Raw genomic sequence first — 16,413 nt, 5'->3', positions numbered from 1 at the left:
CAATGACGACGGGCGAGAGCGGGTCGGTGGTCCGCGCCGCGGGCGAGCGTCCCGCACGGCGACGGGTGTTGCCCGTGGCGCCGAGGGCGTCCCGGTCCAACGCCCTGCACCCGGGCGCGTGGTGGATCTGGGCCCTGGGGCTGGGCACCGCCGCGTCCCGCACCACGAACCCGCTTCTGCTGGGCCTGCTGGTGGGCGTGGCCGGTTACGTGGTGGCGGCACGCCGCACCGAGGCTCCCTGGGCCCGTTCCTACGGCGCCTTCGTCAAGCTCGCTCTCGCGGTCCTCGGCATCCGCCTGGCCTTCGCCGTGTTCCTCGGCTCCCCCATCCCCGGCACGCACGTACTGCTCACGCTGCCCGAAGTCCCGCTCCCCCACTGGGCGCAGGGCATCCGGATCGGCGGCCGGGTGACGGCGGAGGGTCTGGTCTTCGCGCTGTACGACGGGCTGAAGCTGGCGGCGCTGCTGATCTGCGTGGGCGCGGCGAACGCGCTCGCGAACCCGGCGCGGCTGCTGAAGTCGCTGCCGGGAGCGCTGTACGAAGCGGGAGTCGCGGTGGTCGTCGCCATGACCTTCGCGCCGAACCTGATCGCGGACGTACAGCGGATGCGTGCCGCGCGCCGGCTGCGCGGGCGCCCCGACAAGGGGCTGCGCGGGCTGGTGCACGTCGGACTGCCGGTCCTGGAGGGCGCGTTGGAGCGTTCGGTCGCGCTGGCTGCCGCGATGGACGCGCGGGGCTACGGCCGCACCGCCGAGGTACCCGCCGCCGTCCGCCGTACGACCACGGTCCTCACGCTGGGCGGTCTGCTCGGCGTGTGCGCGGGAACGTACGGGCTGCTGACCGCCGAGGGCGGGAGTTACGGGCTGCCCGTGCTGCTCGCCGGGCTGGCCGCGGCGCTCGGCGGGCTGTGGCTGGGCGGCCGCCGCTCGCTGCGCACGCGCTACCGGCCGGACGCATGGGGTACCCGGGCGTGGCTGGTCGCGGCCAGCGGGGTCGCGGTGGCGGCGCTGCTGATCGCCTCGGCCGCGTACGACCCGGCGGCGCTGACCCCGGGCGTCGTCCCCCTGACGGCGCCGCGACTGCCCCTGTGGCCCGCGGCGTCGATCCTGCTCGGCCTGCTTCCCGCGTTCGTCGCGCCCGCTCCCCCGATCCCCGAGGAACCTTCATGATCCGCTTCGAGGATGTCTCCGTGACGTACGACGGGGCGGCCCGACCGAGCGTCCAGGGCGTGGACTTCGCGGTGCCGGAGGGTGAACTCGTGCTGCTCGTCGGCCCGTCGGGGGTCGGCAAGTCGACGGTGCTGGGTGCGGTGAGCGGACTCGTCCCGCACTTCACGGGCGGCACCCTGCGCGGCCGGGTCACGGTCGCGGGCCGTGACACGCGCACGCACAAGCCGCGCGAACTCGCCGACGTGGTGGGCACGGTGGGCCAGGACCCGCTGTCCCACTTCGTGACGGACACCGTGGAGGACGAACTCGCCTACGGCATGGAGTCGTTGGGGCTCGCCCCCGACGTGATGCGCCGCCGTGTCGAGGAGACGCTCGACCTGCTGGGCCTCGCGGACCTGCGCGACCGCCCCATCGCGACCCTCTCCGGGGGCCAGCAGCAGCGCGTGGCGATCGGCTCGGTGCTCACTCCGCACCCCCGGGTCCTCGTCCTCGACGAGCCGACGTCCGCCCTGGACCCGGCGGCGGCCGAGGAGGTCCTCGCCGTCCTGCAGCGCCTGGTCCATGACCTCGGCACGACCGTCCTGATGGCGGAGCACCGCCTGGAACGCGTCGTCCAGTACGCCGACCAGGTCGTCCTGCTCGCCGCGCCGGGCGCCGCCCCGCTGCTCGGCACCCCGTCCGAGGTGATGGCCGTCTCCCCCGTCCGCCCACCGGTGGTGGACCTCGGCCGCCTCGCCGGCTGGTCACCGCTTCCCCTGACCGTGCGCGACGCGCGGCGCAGGGCGGGGTCCCTGCGGGAGCGACTGGCCGGGGTGACACCCGGGGCCGCCGCGAACGCCGCCACGAGCGGCATGGGCACGGGCCCGGCCTCACCCGGCCACGCCGTCGACGGCAGCACGGTCGACGGCAGCACGGCGGCCCGGCGCGCGATCGCACCGGGCCACGAGGACCCGGCCTCGGCGGACATGCCGCCCCGCCCCCGCCTGTTCCGGCTGCTCCGCGGGCGCACCTCCCACCCACCGGCAGCCCCGGCGCCGGTGGTCGCCGTGGCGTCCCTCGCCGTGCGCCGCGGGCGGGTCGAGGCGCTGCGCCGCGTCGATCTCGACGTCCGGCCCGGCGAGACCCTCGCGCTGATGGGCCGCAACGGCGCCGGGAAGTCCACGCTGCTCGGGGCGCTCGTCGGGCTGGTCGAACCGGCCGCAGGAAGCGTGCGGGTCGGCGGTGCGGTTCCGCACCGGACGGCGCCGCGGGACCTCGTACGCCGCGTGGGCCTCGTACCGCAGGAGCCGCGCGATCTGCTGTACGCCGACACGGTCGCCGCCGAGTGCCGGGCGGCCGACGCCGACGCGGGCGCCGAGCCGGGCACCTGTCGGGCGCTGGTCTCGGAGCTGCTCCCCGGCATCCACGACGACACCCACCCCCGCGACCTCTCCGAGGGCCAGCGGCTGGCGCTGGCGCTGGCCCTCGTCCTGACGGCCCGGCCTCCGCTGCTGCTGCTCGACGAGCCGACCCGCGGTCTGGACTACGCGGCGAAGGCCCGGCTGGTGGCCGTGCTGCGGGGGCTGGCCGCCGAGGGGCACGCCATCGTGCTGGCCACGCACGACGTGGAACTCGCCGCCGAGCTGGCGCACCGGGTGGTGATCCTCGCGGACGGCGAGGTGGTCGCCGACGGCCCGACCGCCGAGGTCGTCGTCGCGTCGCCGTCCTTCGCCCCGCAGGTCACGAAGGTGCTGGCGCCCCAGCAGTGGCTGACGGTCGCACAGGTCCGCGCCGCGCTGCCCGCGAGCGAGCCGGGAGCCGGACATGAGTGACGCCACCCCTCCGCCCATGCCGAAGCCGCCCGGCGCGCAGGTCCGCGCCGTGCGGCTCGGCCCCCGTTCCGTCGCCGCCCTGGTCCTGGTCAGCGCCGTCGGGGTCGCCGGGATCGCCTGGCCGCTGTTCGCGGGGCCGGGTTCGCAGGTCAGCGCGCACGCGCAGGACGCGCCCTGGCTGTTCGCGGGGCTGCTGGTGCTGCTGGTCGGGGTCGTGGCGGCGACGATCTCCGAGTCGGGGCTCGGGCCGAAGGCCGTGGCCATGCTGGGTGTGCTCGCCGCGACCGGGGCCGCGCTCAGACCGCTCGGGGCCGGGACGGCCGGGATCGAGCCGATGTTCTTCCTGATGGTGCTGAGCGGGCGGGTGCTGGGACCCGGGTTCGGGTTCGTGCTCGGGTCGGTGACGATGTTCGCGTCCGCGCTGCTCACCGGCGGGGTCGGGCCGTGGATGCCGTTCCAGATGCTGTCCATGGGCTGGTTCACGATGGGCGCCGGGCTGCTGCCGGGCCCGGACCGGCTGCGTGGGCGCGGCGAGCTGGTGATGCTCGCGGGGTACGGATTCCTCGCGGCGTTCGGGTACGGCACCGTCATGAACCTGGAGGGCTGGCCCTTCATGGGCGCGCTGGCCTCGAACGTCGCCTTCGACCCGCAGGACACGGTCCCGGCGAACCTGGCGCGCTTCGTCGCGTACTGCCTGACGACCTCACTCGGCTGGGACCTGGGCCGGGCCGTCGTCACCGTCGTACTGACGCTCACGCTCGGGGCGACCCTCCTCAAGGCGCTGCGACGGGCCACGCGGCGGGCGGCTTTCGAGACGCCGGTCACGTTCGAACCCCGCTGAGGACGGCGGCCCCCGAGACGCCCGTCACGTTGAGCCCCGGCGCTCTGCGGCCCCGGTCACACCGCCCGGCGGCTCCACGTGGCCGGCCGTGCGCGGTCCGTCAGGTGCGGGGTGAAGCGGCCCACAGGACCCACGTCACATACGAAGCGCGGTAGTAGCGCAAAGGTCTGACATGGACGCGTCGAAACCCCGCCTGACCTGGGGTTTGAGAGCCAGATCACACGATGGACTTTCTACCTGTATGCGACCACCACTAGTAAAAGGGGTCATTGCGGACGGACTCCCGAACTGTTTCTCTGGAGCAGTCGCCAGGCGCCGACGTGCCCTCCCGGGCCGCGGCGCCGACGTATGTCCCCGACATACCGGCGACCCCCTGTCCCCGAAGAAAAGGTTCACTGTGTCCGTCTCCTTCATCCGCCGCATCGCTTCTCCGAAGAAGGCCCTCGCCGGTGCCGCCGTGGCCGTCGCCACCACCGGCATGGTGTTCGCTGCGGCGCCCGCCCAGGCCGCCACCAGCGAGGCCTCCTCCGCCCAGGCGATCGCGCACAAGATGATCCCGGACGCCGCGCAGTACAACGCGTTCAGCAAGATCGTCGAGCACGAGAGCGGCTGGGACGTCAACGCCACCAACGCCTCCTCCGGTGCCTACGGCCTGGTCCAGGCGCTGCCCGGCTCGAAGATGGCCTCCGCCGGCTCCGACTGGAAGACCAACGCCAAGACCCAGATCAAGTGGGGTCTGGACTACATGAACGGCCGCTACGGCAGCCCGGCCGGCGCCTGGAACTTCTGGCAGGCCAACGGCTGGTACTGATCAGCCGAGCCACCCCCCGTACGCGAAGGCGGCGGCCCCCGATCCCCGGGGCCGCCGCCTTCCGCGCGTCACCCGTTGCGTACGGCGTCGCCCCGCACAGCACCGCTCTTCACGGCGTCGAACCACCGCACCACCTCCGGCGCCGACACGCCGAACGACCCGAAGTGGTCCACGTTCCCCTGGTTCACCACCGGCACCCGCTTGCCGTGCGCGGCCAGCCGGTGCGCGCAACTGCGCGCGTTCGCGAGGGGGACGTCGGTGTCTGCCGCCCCCGCGTACAGCCGCACCGGCACCCGGGGCTTCCAGTCGCAGACGTGGCCGTTGTCGCGCATCGCCGCCAGCAGGCCCCCGGTGGGGTGCCGCATCCTCTCGTAGAAGGCGGGCGTGAGCATGGCCTTCACCGTGTGCGGCAGCGCCTTGATGATGTCCTTCTCGTCGTGCTTGCCGTCGTACAGGCTCTCGACGCGGCTCGCGTACGGGGCGCGGAAGGCGTCGGCGGGGTTCTTGTAGATCGAGTGCAGCCTGCTCTGCGCGACCAGCCAGTACGACGTGTAGATCACACCGCTGACATTGTTGACCCGGCCGTCGTACAGCGCCGGGATCTCCTGGCCCTGCACGTCGTAGGGCCCGCTGACCGGCGCCAGCGCCTTCAGCCGGAAGTGCCGGTCCACCCCGCCCTGCAACGCCTGCCCGAGCGCCATCGCGACCTGGCCGCCCTGCGAGAAGCCCGTCGCGTAGACATCGCCGGTGAGCGGCCGGTCCAGCAGCCCGGCAGCGGTGCGGGACGCGCGCAGCATGTCCACCGAGGCGGTCACCGAGGAGCGGGTGTCCATGTAGGGGTGGCGGCCCGGGCCCTCGCCGAGGCCCAGGTAGTCGGGCGCGGCCACCGCGCGGCCCGCCGTCGCGTTCAGGTACGACGGGATCCGCCCGAAGTCCTCGCCCGCGGAGGGCGCGTAGCCGCGGTTGACCATCGTGCCGTGGGTGTCGGACACCAGGTCGAGATGGCGACCGCCGCCGACGGGGAGCGTGAACAGGCCGGTCGCGGTGGTGGGTTTGCCGTACGCGTCCACGGTCGCGTACGTCAGTCGGTAGGACCGCACTCCGTACCGCACACCATCCGTGGCGATGTCGTGTCCGGCCAGGAACGCCCTGATCTGCCGGGCGTCGCGCGAGGCGACCGGCACGGCGGAGACGAGAGCGCCGCGCCACGCGAGGCCGTGTGACGCAAGGCCGTACGACGCGTGAGCCGCGTGGTCCTGCGCCGTCGCCCCGGGCACCGTCGCGATCCCCGCGGCCGCCACGAGCAGCGCGGCCGTCGTGGCGGCGAGCCCCTTCCTCGTACGCCGGTTGGTGCGTGTTCCCATGACTTCGGCCGTCTTGCGCGCATCGTCGCTCATGCCATCGACGCTACGGACGCGCAGTTCGCCCCGCCATGCAAGAACCCCCCGTCTCCATGGTGGACTTGACACCACCCTTTTGCTCCCAGGGGTGGACTTGAGTCCCCCACGCCCCGGGGCCAACCGCTCCTGCGCTCACCCGGCTTCACGGATCCGCGGGGTTGCGGACACAATTCATGCGACGCAGTCCTATTACACAGTTCCATTACCAAGAGGATCACGCATGATCACGCTCTCGAAGGAAGACGGCCCGGCGGACCTGGACGGGGTGACCCATCTGTCCATCGGTGTCTCCTGGGACCCCACCGCCGGAACCAGCGGCGGGCTGATGGGCAAGCTCCGCAGGCAGGCCGGCACCGACCTCGACCTCATCGCGATCGCGATGCAGGGCAAGGACCCGGTGCGGCTGGCGGGCCTCGACTCCCTGGACCCGCTGGGCAACGGCTCGTTGGTGCACAGCGGGGACAACCAGACCGGGCGCGGGGAGGGCGACGACGAGACGGTGACCGTCGCGTTTGCCGGAGTCCCGGCCAACGTCACGTCGATCGTGTTCGTCGCCGCCGCGTTCAAGAAGAGCAGCTCGTTCCAGAAGGCGCGGAACATCAGCTTCAAGGTGTACGACTCGACCGGGGGCACCTCCCAGCAGGTCGCCGACATCTGGCCGAGCCTGCTCAGCGCGGACAACGGCTGCGCCGTGGCCAAGGCGATCCGGGTCGACGGCGCCTGGAAGCTGGAGGTCGTCAACAAGACGGGGAAGATCAAGCAGGGCGACGAGCGGGACCTGATGCGCTTCGCGATGAACAAGTAGGCGACAGGCAGGCAGATGGCAGGCAACGGGAGATACGGGGCCGACCCGCGCGTCAGCCCCGTACCCCCGGCAACGCCCGCAACCGCTACAGCCGCTACAGCCGCTACAGCCGCTACAGCCGCTACAGCCGCTACAGCCGCTGGATGATCGTCCCCGTGGCCAGTGCCCCGCCCGCGCACATCGTGATGAGCGCGAACTCCTTGTCCCGGCGCTCCAGTTCGTGCAGGGCCGTCGTGATGAGCCGGGCACCGGTGGCGCCGACGGGGTGGCCGAGGGCGATCCCGCCGCCGTTGACGTTGACCTTCTCCAGGTCCTGCTCGAAGACCTGCGCCCAGCTCAGCACCACCGACGCGAAGGCCTCGTTGATCTCGACCAGGTCGATGTCCTTGAGCGTCATCCCGGCCTTGCCGAGCACCGCGCGCGTCGCGTCGACGGGCCCGTCCAGGTGGAAGTGCGGGTCGGTGCCGACCAGTGCCTGGGCGACGATCCGGGCGCGCGGGCGCAGCTTCAGGGCGCGCGCCATCCGTTTGGACGCCCACATGACGGCGCAGGCGCCGTCGGATATCTGTGAGGAGTTCCCCGCCGTGTGCACGGCGGTGGGCATGACCGGCTTCAGCTTCGCCAGCGCCTCCATGGAGGTGTCGCGCAGCCCCTCGTCCCGGTCGACGAGCCGCCACATGCCCTGCCCGGCCCGCTGCTCGTCCTCGGTGGTGGGGACCTGCACGGCGAACGTCTCGCGCTTGAACCGCTCCTCGGACCAGGCGATCGCGGCCCGCTCCTGCGAGATGAGGCCGAGCGAGTCGACGTTCTCCCTCGTCAGCCCCCGGCGCCGGGCGATCCGTTCGGCGGCCTCGAACTGGTTGGGCAGGTCCACGTTCCACTCGTCGGGGAACGGCTTGCCCGGTCCGTGCTTGGACCCGGAGCCCAGCGGCACCCGTGACATCGCCTCGACACCGCAGCTGATGCCGACGTCGATGACCCCGGCCGCGACCATGTTGGCCACCATGTGCGACGCCTGCTGCGAGGACCCGCACTGGCAGTCGACGGTCGTGGCGGCCGTCTCGTAGGGCAGGCCCATGGTGAGCCAGGCGGTGCGCGCGGGGTTCATGGACTGCTCGCCGGCGTGGGTCACCGTGCCGCCGACGATCTGCTCGACGCAGTCGGCGTGGATGCCGGTGCGGCCGAGGAGTTCCCGGTAGGTCTCGCCCAGGAGGTAGGCGGGGTGGAGGTTGGCGAGCGCGCCGCCGCGCTTGCCGATGGGGGTGCGTACGGCTTCGACGATGACGGGTTCCGCAGCCATGGGGGTGCGTCCTCTCCCTAGGGCCCGTCCGGCGGAGCGGGCCCGGTCAACCCGCGCGGCGCGGGCGTCCCGGCCACCCGCCACGCTGAACTAGTACGCGTTCTAGTTCTGTGTGCAGTCTGCTGAGCGAACGCCTCGCGCCGCAAGGGTCGTGCAGCCTCCGAAGTCGTGATCTGCACGAATCCCGCACGGAATTGAGGCCGCCTTACCTCTTGCCTCTTGTAGAACCCGTTACTACCTTCACGACAATTCCCGATTCCTGATGGACCGTCAGAACAACCGTCAGAACACAGCCGGAGTCGCTCATGCCCTGTCCAGCGCTGCCCGACGGGTTCGACTTCACCGACCCCGATGTGCTGCACCACCGCGTGCCCCTCCCGGAGTTCGCCGCACTGCGCCAGTCCGAACCGGTCCGCTGGATCCCCCAGCCGCTGGGCCTCGCCGGCTTCCAGGACGAGGGCTACTGGGCCGTCACCCGGCACGCGGACGTCAAGTACGTCTCCACGCACCCGGAGCTCTTCTCCTCCACGCTCAACACGGCGATCATCCGCTTCGGCCCGCACATGGAGCGCGACGCGATCGACGCCCAGCGGCTGATCCTGCTCAACATGGACCCGCCCGAGCACACCCGGGTCCGCCAGATCGTGCAGCGCGTCTTCACCCCGCGCGCGATCCGCGCCCTGGAGGACAACCTGCGCTCCCGCGCCCACGCGATCGCGGCGAACGCGCGCGCCCGCTCCGGGCCCTTCGACTTCGTCACCGAGGTCGCCTGCGAACTGCCCCTGCAGGCCATCGCCGAGCTCATCGGCATCCCGCAGGACGACCGCGCCAAGATCTTCGACTGGTCCAACAAGATGATCTCGTACGACGATCCGGAGTACGCGATCACCGAGGAGGTCGGCGCCGAGTCGGCCACCGAGCTCATCGCCTACGCCATGAACATGGCCGCCGACCGCAAGCAGTGCCCGGCCAAGGACATCGTGACCACGCTGGTGTCCGCCGAGGACGAGGGCAACCTCGCCTCCGACGAGTTCGGCTTCTTCGTGCTGATGCTGGCGGTCGCCGGCAACGAGACGACCCGCAACGCCATCACGCACGGCATGCACGCCTTCCTCACCCACCCCGACCAGTGGGAGCTCTACAAGAGCGAGCGACCGGCGACGGCGGCCGAGGAGATCGTCCGCTGGGCCACCCCCGTCAACTCCTTCCAGCGCACCGCCACCCAGGACACCGAACTCGGCGGCAAGCTGATCAGGAAGGGCGACCGCGTCGGCATCTTCTACGCCTCCGCCAACCACGACCCCGCGGTCTTCGACGACCCCGACGTCTTCGACATCACCCGCGACCCGAACCCCCATCTCGGCTTCGGCGGCGGAGGCCCGCACTACTGCCTCGGCAAGTCCCTGGCGGTCCTGGAGATCGACCTGCTCTTCAACGCCGTCGCCGACGCGATGCCGGGCCTGACCCTCGCGGGCGACCCACGCCGGCTGCGTTCGGCGTGGATCAACGGAGTCAAGGAACTCCAGGTCAGCGCGGGCTGACGCGCGCGGCAGACCCATCGCACTCGGGCCGACGGCATCCCGGCGCCGTCGGCCCGTCCCGCGCAGTAAACGTTTCGGTGCCGCTTCGCGTCTTCGACCATGAAATCCGCAGCCCTGACACAGCCTGATGTCGAAGTCATCCAACGGAAATGCTGAGCCGTGGTCTCTGCCGAGCTGACCCCTGTCCGGCCGGACCGTGCGGCCACGCCCCGGAATGACCGCCTCCGCGCACTCTGGCTCCGGCACCGCGTCCCGCTCCTCGCCACGCTCCCCACCCTCCCGCTGTACGCGGTGTGGTGGGCGTTCCTCGCCACCGGCGGCGGTGACCTCGCGGCCCAGGAGGCCTGGGCGCAGTTCGCGTCCCGGCACGGCGGATCGGCGTACAACCTCTTCTGGTACGGCGGCATGCACACCGCCAACTACAGCCTGATATCGCCGTATCTGATGGCCGCCGTCGGCGTGCGCACGGTCAGCGTGCTGTCCGGGCTTCTCGCCTCCTGGCTGGCCGCGGCGCTGATCACCCGGGCGGGGGTGCCGCGTCCGGCAGGCCCGGCGCTGCTGGCCGCGCTGGCGCTGTGGTGCGACGTGGCCTCGGGCCGTACGACCTTCGCGCTCGGCGTCGCCTTCGGCCTCGCGGCCTGTTTGCCGCTGGTCCGCGAGCGGCGCGCGGCGCCGGCCGTGGCGTACGCGGCGCTCGCGACGATGGCCAGCCCCGTCGCCGGACTGTTCCTGGTGGTCGTCGGGGCGGGGTATGCCGCCGTACGGGACCGGGTGCGCGCCTGCGCGCTGCTGCTGCCGCCCGTCGTGGTCGTCGCGGCGACCACCCTGTTCTTCCCGTTCACCGGGGAGCAGTTGATGCCGCTCAGCCGGATCTGGCCGCCCGTGCTGCTCGGGCTGTCCCTCACCGCGCTGGTGCCGCGCGACTGGCGGGTGGCACGGTGGAGCGGGGCCGTCTACGCGGCCGGGACCGTCCTCACGTATCTGATCCCCTCCCCCGTCGGCACGAACGTCGAGCGGTTCGCGGAACTGTTCGCACCGGCCGTGCTGCTCGCGGCGCTGCTCGCCCTGCCCCGGCTGCGGACGCTGCGGCGCAACGCGCTGATCGCGGCACTGGTGTTCTCGCTCGCCTGGGTCGGCAAGAAGACCGTCGACGACCTGGTGGTGTCGACCCGGGTCCCCAAGTGGGCCGCCGACACGCACGGCGTCATCCGCGCCCTGGACCGGCTCGGCGCCGCCCGCGCCCGCGTCGAGGTCGTCCCGGCCCGCAACCACCGCGAGGCCACCGCGCTCGCCCCGCACATGAACCTGGCCCGCGGCTGGAACCGCCAACTGGACATGGAGCGCGGCCGCCTCTTCTACGACGGCACGTTCTCGGCGGCGACCTACCGGGCCTGGCTGGACCGCTGGGCCGTCGGCTACGTGGTGCTGCCCGCGGGCAAACCCGACGGGTACGCCGAGGACGAGGCACGCCTGGTGGGCGACGACCGGCCCGGCTGGCTGGAGCCGGTGTGGCGGGACGCGAACTGGCAGGTGTTCCGGGTGCGCGCCGCGGTGCCGCTGGTGTCCGCGCCCGCCACCGTCCTGCGCACCACCAGCGCCGAGGTCGACGTGCGGGTGCCGGGCTCCGGCGCGGTGACCGTGCGGATCGCGTACTCGCCATGGCTGCGCGCAGCGGGCGGCTGCCTTGAGCGGGAGGGCGAGTTCACGAGGCTGACGGTGACCGCGCCGGGCGTGTACCGGATCAGCTCGGAGTACGGTCCTTCACCTGCGCCGTCGCCTCGCTGCTGACCTCGACGGGCTTCGCCGACGGCCGCGAGCGCGGGCCCTGGAGCAGGTAGGTGAGGCCGAAGCCCGCGGCGACGACGGTTCCTCCGCCCACCGCGTCGAGCACCCAGTGGTTGCCGGTCGCCACGATCGCCGAGACCGTGAAGAGCGGGTGCAGCAGGCCGAACGCCTTCATCCACCACTTCGGCGCCAGGATCACGATCACCAGACCGCACCACAGCGACCAGCCGAAGTGCAGCGAAGGCATCGCCGCGTACTGGTTCGTGAGCGCGGTCAGCGTGCCGTAGTCCGGCTTGGAGAAGTCCTGCACGCCGTGCACCGTGTCGATGACACCGAGGCCCGGCATCAGGCGCGGCGGGGCGAGCGGGTAGAGCCAGAAGCCGACCAGCGCGAACAGCGTGGCGAAGCCGAGCGCCGAGCGCGCCCAGCGGTAGTCGGCCGGTCGGCGGACGTAGAGCAGGCCGAGCACGGTGAGCGGGACGACGAAGTGGAACGACTCGTAGTAGAAGTCGAAGAAGTCCCGCAGGAAGCCGACCTTGAACACCGCGTGGTTGACCCAGTGCTCGATGTCGATGTGCAGGAACCGCTCGATGGCGAGGACCTGCTCGCCGTGGTGTTCGGCGGTGGCCCGCCCACCGGAGTTCGTGCCGCCCGTCGCGGCAAGCCTGACCTGCTGGTACGCCGAGTAGCCGACGCGGATGAGCAGCAGCTCCAGGAGCAGGTTCGGGCGGGTGCGCAGCCGGTGCAGGAAGGGCAGCAGCGGGACGCTCGACCAGCGGGCCGGGACGGGTTCGGCGAAGTCGGTGGGGATCGGCGCCCGGTAGTACTCGGAGGTCCGCGACAGGAACGGGACGACGGTGGCGGCGGCGAGCGCGGCGATCAGCACAACGTTGTCGCGCAGCGGGTAGAGCGACTCCATGTTCGGCAGCATCATCTTCGCGGGCAGCGTCATCACGAGGATCACCGCGACCGGCCACATGTAGCGGTCCGAGGCCTTCTTGCCGACACGGCCGACCACGGCGAGCAGCACCCACAGCAGCTGGTGCTGCCAGCTCGTGGGCGAGACGACGACCGCGACGCAGCCGGTGACCGCCACGGCGAGCAGCAGCTGCCCGTCGCGTGCGTAACGCACGGCGCGGCGCATCCCGAGGACCGCGACTCCCGTGCCGAGCAGCAGGAACAGGCCGATCTCCTGCGGCCCCGCCAGGCCGAACCGCAGCAGTGCCCCGTGCAGCGACTGGTTGGCGAGGCCGTCGGCGGCGCCGCCGAGGCCGACGCCCGCCAGGTGGTGCACCCAGTAGGTGTACGAGTCGTGCGGCATCGCGGCCCAGGCGAGCGCGGTGGACGCGGCGAAGGTGAGGCCGGTGGACGCGGCGGCGCGGCGGCGGCCGGTGAACCAGAGCAGCGGCGCGAAGAGCAGCACGGTCGGCTGGAGCGCCGCCGCGAGGCCGATCAGCACGCCGCTCGCCCGTTCCCCGCGCACCGCGAAGCAGCCGAGCAGCACGAGCAGGACCGGGATGATGCTGGTCTGGCCGAGGTAGAGCGTGTTGCGCACCGGCAGCGACAGCATCAGCAGGCTGATCGCCACGGGGGCGCCGAGCAGGGCGGTGCGCCGGGTCACGGGCTGTGGCAGGGCGCGGGCGGCGACCACGCCGAGGGCGACGACCAGCAGCAGCGTGCCGAAGGTCCAGCCCCAGCCGAGTGCCTGTTCGGCCGACCGGGTGAGTGGCTTGAGGACAAGTCCCCCGAAAGGGGTGCCGGTGAACCGCGTCGAGTCGTACAGAGACCCCTTCACATGCAGGACGCCGTCCGTGCCGACCCAGGTCTCCAGGTCCGTCAGACGCTCCCCTTTCGGGGTGCCGAGAACGGCAGCGACCTGCCGTACGGCCAGGAGGGCGACGATCAGCCACAGTCCGATGCGCATCGCGCGCAGCTGCGCTTTCACCGGTCCTGCCGTCCCTGCTCCGAAGGCACTGCCCGCTGGTCCACCGTGCTCCACGTTCGCCACGCCCCGTCGGCCCTCCCGCCCCGCTCGTCCCGTATGTCGCACCCGTCCGGTTCCTGCCCGAACCATATAGAGGCTCGCACCACCTCCGGGGAGAGACGCAGGCAACCCCCGCTTCACCTGACGTCTTCCCTGCTTTTGTCCGAATGACGATAGTGCGCGAAGGTTCCCCGTCCTCCGCGGCAGGCTGGAACCACCGCTTCCGACGTGTCGTCTGAGATCTTGTTCGCCGGCGCGGAGACAGGCGCAGGGACAGGCACAGGGACAGCGGCAGGAACAGTGAAGTAACGGGGAAGGGTTCCGGGATGTTTCGGGGGATACGAGCGTTTCTGTCATTCTTTGCGCGAGGAGGGGCGCGCAAGGGCGCACGCGGCCGGGTACTGGCGGTCGTGACGGCACTGCTGGCGCTCCAGGTGGGGTCGCTGATCGCGCCGGCGTACGCCTGCGGATGCGGGGCGATGGTGCCGGACCGGGACCGTCACGTGTCGGTGGGCCGCGAGATGTCCGTCGTGCGCTGGGACGGCCGCCAGGAGCAGATCGTGATGCGCCTGACGGTCGCCGGGGACGCGCGTACGGCCGCGTGGATCATGCCGGTACCGCACCGCGCGACGGTGAAGCTCGGCGACAGCGCCCTCTTCGACACGCTCGGGACGACGACCGAGCCCGAGCACCGCACCCGCCCGTACTTCTGGCCGCGCGACGGCGACTGGCCCTTCGACGACACGGACACCTCCTCGGCCGCCCCGGGTGACGGCGCGGGGTCGTCGTCGGTGAACGTCGTGGGCCGTGAACGGCTCGGCCCCTTCGACGTGGCCCGGCTCACCGCCAGTGACTCCGGTGCGCTCGGCGACTGGCTCTCCGACAACGGCTTCAGGCTCCCGGCCCGCCTGGACCGGGCCCTTCAGCCGTATGTCGACCAGGGCTGGGAGTACGTGGCGATCCGGCTGGCCCCGGAGAACAAGGAGACACCGCTGGGCGGCACGCTCGACCCGCTCCACCTCACCTTCGCGAGCGACACTCTCGTCTACCCGATGCGGCTCTCCCGGCTCGCCCAGAATCCGCAGTCGCTGGGCCTGTACGTCCTGGCCGCGCACCGCATGGAGCCGAGCTCGGCGATCGGCGGCTCGGCTCCGCAGCTCGTGTACGCGGGTCGCGTGAAGGCGAAGTCCGGGCCGCTGGCCGCCCTCACCTCCGGCGGCACGGACTTTCTCACCGCCATCGACCAGGAGTTCCCGGTGCCGTCGCGGATCTCCGGCGACCACGAACTGCGGCGGACGGCGGGCGACGCCACGTACCGCCGGGTGATCTACGACGACGAGCTCCTCACCGTGGCCGGCGTACCGGCGTGGCTGCTGACGGTCGGCGGCGCGCTCGCACTGGTGATCGTGGTGGTAACGGTGATCGCCGTACGGGTCCGGCGGCGCCCGATCCCGCCTCCGCCGCCGGTGTACGCGCCTCCGCCGATCGGCTGACCCACCGGGGGCCGGGACCGGAAAAGCGGCTGACAACCGGTTCCGTGCGGGTTAGATTCAGCACGACAACTAGTTAGCCGACCTAACTAGACAGTCAAATAAAGTTCGCCGGGTCACGGAAGCCGACCGGCGGACCGACGGTGACACAACCCGGTGCAACGAAAGGCACGGTGCATGAGCGAGTCGCAGCTCTGGAACGACGTCGACGACTACTTCACCACCCTCCTCGCCCCCTCCGACGACATCCTCACCGCGGCCCTGCGCGACAGCGACGCGGCCGGGCTCCCGCCCATCAACGTCGCGCCGAACCAGGGCAAGCTGCTCCAGCTCCTCGCCCAGCTCCAGGGTGCGCGCCGTGTCCTGGAGATCGGCACGCTCGGCGGCTACAGCACGATCTGGCTGGGCCGCGCCCTTCCGGCCGACGGCCATCTGATCACCTTCGAGTACGACCCCGGCCACGCGGAGGTCGCCCGCGGCAACCTCGCGCGCGCGGGCCTCGACAAGATCTCCGAGGTGCGGGTCGGCCCGGCCCTGGAGTCGCTGGCGAAGCTGGCCGACGAGGACCCGGAGCCGTACGACCTGGTCTTCATCGACGCCGACAAGGTGAACAACCCGCACTACGTCGAGTGGGCGCTCAAGCTGACCCGCCCGGGCAGCCTGATCATCGTCGACAACGTCGTCCGCGGCGGCGCCGTCACCGACCCGGACAGCACCGACCCCAGCGTGCGGGGGACCCGGGCCGCACTCGAACTGATCTCCACGCACCCGAAGCTGAGCGGCACGGCGGTGCAGACGGTGGGCAGCAAGGGGTACGACGGGTTCGCGCTGGCCCGCGTGCTGCCGTAGGCCTCAGGCTTCGTGGTAGAAACCCACGTTCACGCTGCGCGGCCCGGTGCGGTCCAGGATGACGAGTTCGCCGGAGCTGCCTGCGGGAAGCTTCGCCGTACCGCCATAGGGAAGGGGCTGGGGCTGCCCGCCGCCGAGCGTCAGCCGTACCTCCGAGGACGGCTCGGGGTGCGAGCCGCGCAGCCATGTGACCTGCCAGGTCCCTTCCGGGCCGCAGAGGAACTCCAGGTGCACCCGGGAGACGAACAGCCAGTCGTCGGGGGTCGCGAGACGGCACACGGCCCGGTCACGTCCCACCCGCAGCATGGCGCCGGGGTCGCTCGGTGCGTCGGCCATCAGCATCCCGGCCGTCGCACCCGCGTCCGCCCCGGCGAGCGAGGCCATGGTGAGTTCGAGCAACGCGCGCTCCTTCAACAGATTCCAGCTGGTCCGCCGGTCCGATTGTCCCGGTGCGGCGCACAGTTGACGCACCGCCGCCGCATGATAATTCGACAGATCGCCCCACCGCGGCCTGTTTGTCCATCCAGGTCTCGAATCCGACAGCAGATCCAAGTGACGGAAGCACTGACCGAAGCACTACGGAAGCACTGACGCACGCGGCCGCGCCCCCGGACGACGGTCCGGGGG

Annotated in this window: 13 protein-coding genes; 9 read left to right on the top strand and 4 right to left on the bottom strand. The window is 71.8% G+C overall.

The window, feature by feature from the left end:
* Positions 1 to 2: 2 nt before the first annotated feature.
* The 4 genes from ABZS97_RS31105 to ABZS97_RS31090 all read left to right on the top strand — a co-directional run bounded on the left by ABZS97_RS31105 (position 3) and on the right by ABZS97_RS31090 (position 4,632).
* A complete protein-coding gene (locus ABZS97_RS31105; protein WP_356143022.1) occupies positions 3 to 1,169 on the top strand; it encodes an energy-coupling factor transporter transmembrane component T in 1,167 nt (388 codons plus the stop codon).
* Entirely contained in the window at positions 1,166 to 2,980 is a 1,815-nt protein-coding gene (locus ABZS97_RS31100; RefSeq protein ID WP_356143020.1) for an ATP-binding cassette domain-containing protein, read from the top strand. The genes ABZS97_RS31105 and ABZS97_RS31100 overlap by 4 nt, the downstream gene beginning before the upstream one ends.
* The gene (locus ABZS97_RS31095; RefSeq protein WP_356143018.1) at positions 2,973 to 3,821 is read left to right on the top strand and encodes an ECF transporter S component; all 849 of its coding nucleotides are present in this window, start codon (positions 2,973 to 2,975) and stop codon (positions 3,819 to 3,821) included. The genes ABZS97_RS31100 and ABZS97_RS31095 overlap by 8 nt, the downstream gene beginning before the upstream one ends.
* A 397-nt stretch (positions 3,822 to 4,218) precedes the next feature.
* Positions 4,219 to 4,632: a transglycosylase SLT domain-containing protein gene (locus ABZS97_RS31090; RefSeq protein WP_356143016.1), complete on the top strand. Its 414-nt coding sequence runs from the start codon at positions 4,219 to 4,221 to the stop codon at positions 4,630 to 4,632.
* A gap of 68 nt (positions 4,633 to 4,700) precedes the next feature.
* Here the strand turns inward: ABZS97_RS31090 and ABZS97_RS31085 are convergent, their stop codons facing one another.
* The gene (locus tag ABZS97_RS31085; protein ID WP_356143014.1) at positions 4,701 to 6,029 is read right to left on the bottom strand and encodes an alpha/beta hydrolase; all 1,329 of its coding nucleotides are present in this window, start codon (positions 6,027 to 6,029) and stop codon (positions 4,701 to 4,703) included.
* 223 nt (positions 6,030 to 6,252) lie between these two features.
* On the opposite strand from ABZS97_RS31085, the gene ABZS97_RS31080 reads away from it, so the two are divergent.
* Entirely contained in the window at positions 6,253 to 6,837 is a 585-nt protein-coding gene (locus ABZS97_RS31080) for a TerD family protein (RefSeq protein ID WP_356143012.1), read from the top strand.
* Between the two features lie 130 nt (positions 6,838 to 6,967).
* On the opposite strand, the gene ABZS97_RS31075 is transcribed toward ABZS97_RS31080, so the two are convergent.
* Positions 6,968 to 8,137: a steroid 3-ketoacyl-CoA thiolase gene (locus ABZS97_RS31075; RefSeq protein ID WP_356143010.1), complete on the bottom strand. Its 1,170-nt coding sequence runs from the start codon at positions 8,135 to 8,137 to the stop codon at positions 6,968 to 6,970.
* Between the two features lie 305 nt (positions 8,138 to 8,442).
* On the opposite strand from ABZS97_RS31075, the gene ABZS97_RS31070 reads away from it, so the two are divergent.
* Both ABZS97_RS31070 and ABZS97_RS31065 read left to right on the top strand, forming a co-directional pair.
* The gene (locus tag ABZS97_RS31070) at positions 8,443 to 9,678 is read left to right on the top strand and encodes a cytochrome P450 (protein WP_356143008.1); all 1,236 of its coding nucleotides are present in this window, start codon (positions 8,443 to 8,445) and stop codon (positions 9,676 to 9,678) included.
* A 159-nt stretch (positions 9,679 to 9,837) separates the two neighbouring features.
* Positions 9,838 to 11,466, top strand: coding sequence for a hypothetical protein (locus tag ABZS97_RS31065; RefSeq protein ID WP_356143006.1), 1,629 nt, complete (start codon positions 9,838 to 9,840; stop codon positions 11,464 to 11,466).
* On the opposite strand, the gene ABZS97_RS31060 is transcribed toward ABZS97_RS31065, so the two are convergent.
* Positions 11,420 to 13,471 (bottom strand): bifunctional glycosyltransferase 87/phosphatase PAP2 family protein, encoded by a 2,052-nt coding sequence (locus tag ABZS97_RS31060; RefSeq protein ID WP_356143004.1) that lies wholly within the window; start codon positions 13,469 to 13,471, stop codon positions 11,420 to 11,422. The genes ABZS97_RS31065 and ABZS97_RS31060 overlap by 47 nt on opposite strands.
* Positions 13,472 to 13,857: 386 nt before the next feature.
* On the opposite strand from ABZS97_RS31060, the gene ABZS97_RS31055 reads away from it, so the two are divergent.
* Together ABZS97_RS31055 and ABZS97_RS31050 are read left to right on the top strand one after the other, a co-directional pair.
* Positions 13,858 to 14,940 carry a DUF2330 domain-containing protein gene (locus ABZS97_RS31055; protein WP_356143002.1) on the top strand — a complete coding sequence of 361 codons (1,083 nt, stop codon included), beginning with the start codon at positions 13,858 to 13,860 and terminating at the stop codon, positions 14,938 to 14,940.
* 174 nt (positions 14,941 to 15,114) lie between these two features.
* Positions 15,115 to 15,786, top strand: coding sequence for an O-methyltransferase (locus ABZS97_RS31050; RefSeq protein WP_356143000.1), 672 nt, complete (start codon positions 15,115 to 15,117; stop codon positions 15,784 to 15,786).
* 3 nt (positions 15,787 to 15,789) lie between these two features.
* Here the strand turns inward: ABZS97_RS31050 and ABZS97_RS31045 are convergent, their stop codons facing one another.
* Entirely contained in the window at positions 15,790 to 16,185 is a 396-nt protein-coding gene (locus ABZS97_RS31045; RefSeq protein ID WP_356142998.1) for a hypothetical protein, read from the bottom strand.
* Positions 16,186 to 16,413: the final 228 nt, after the last annotated feature.

Source organism: Streptomyces sp. NPDC005485 (assembly GCF_040606085.1).
Classification (GTDB): Bacteria; Actinomycetota; Actinomycetes; order Streptomycetales; family Streptomycetaceae; genus Streptomyces.
Note: the sequence above shows the minus strand (reverse complement) of the source record. Positions and strands in the feature narration are given on the sequence as shown.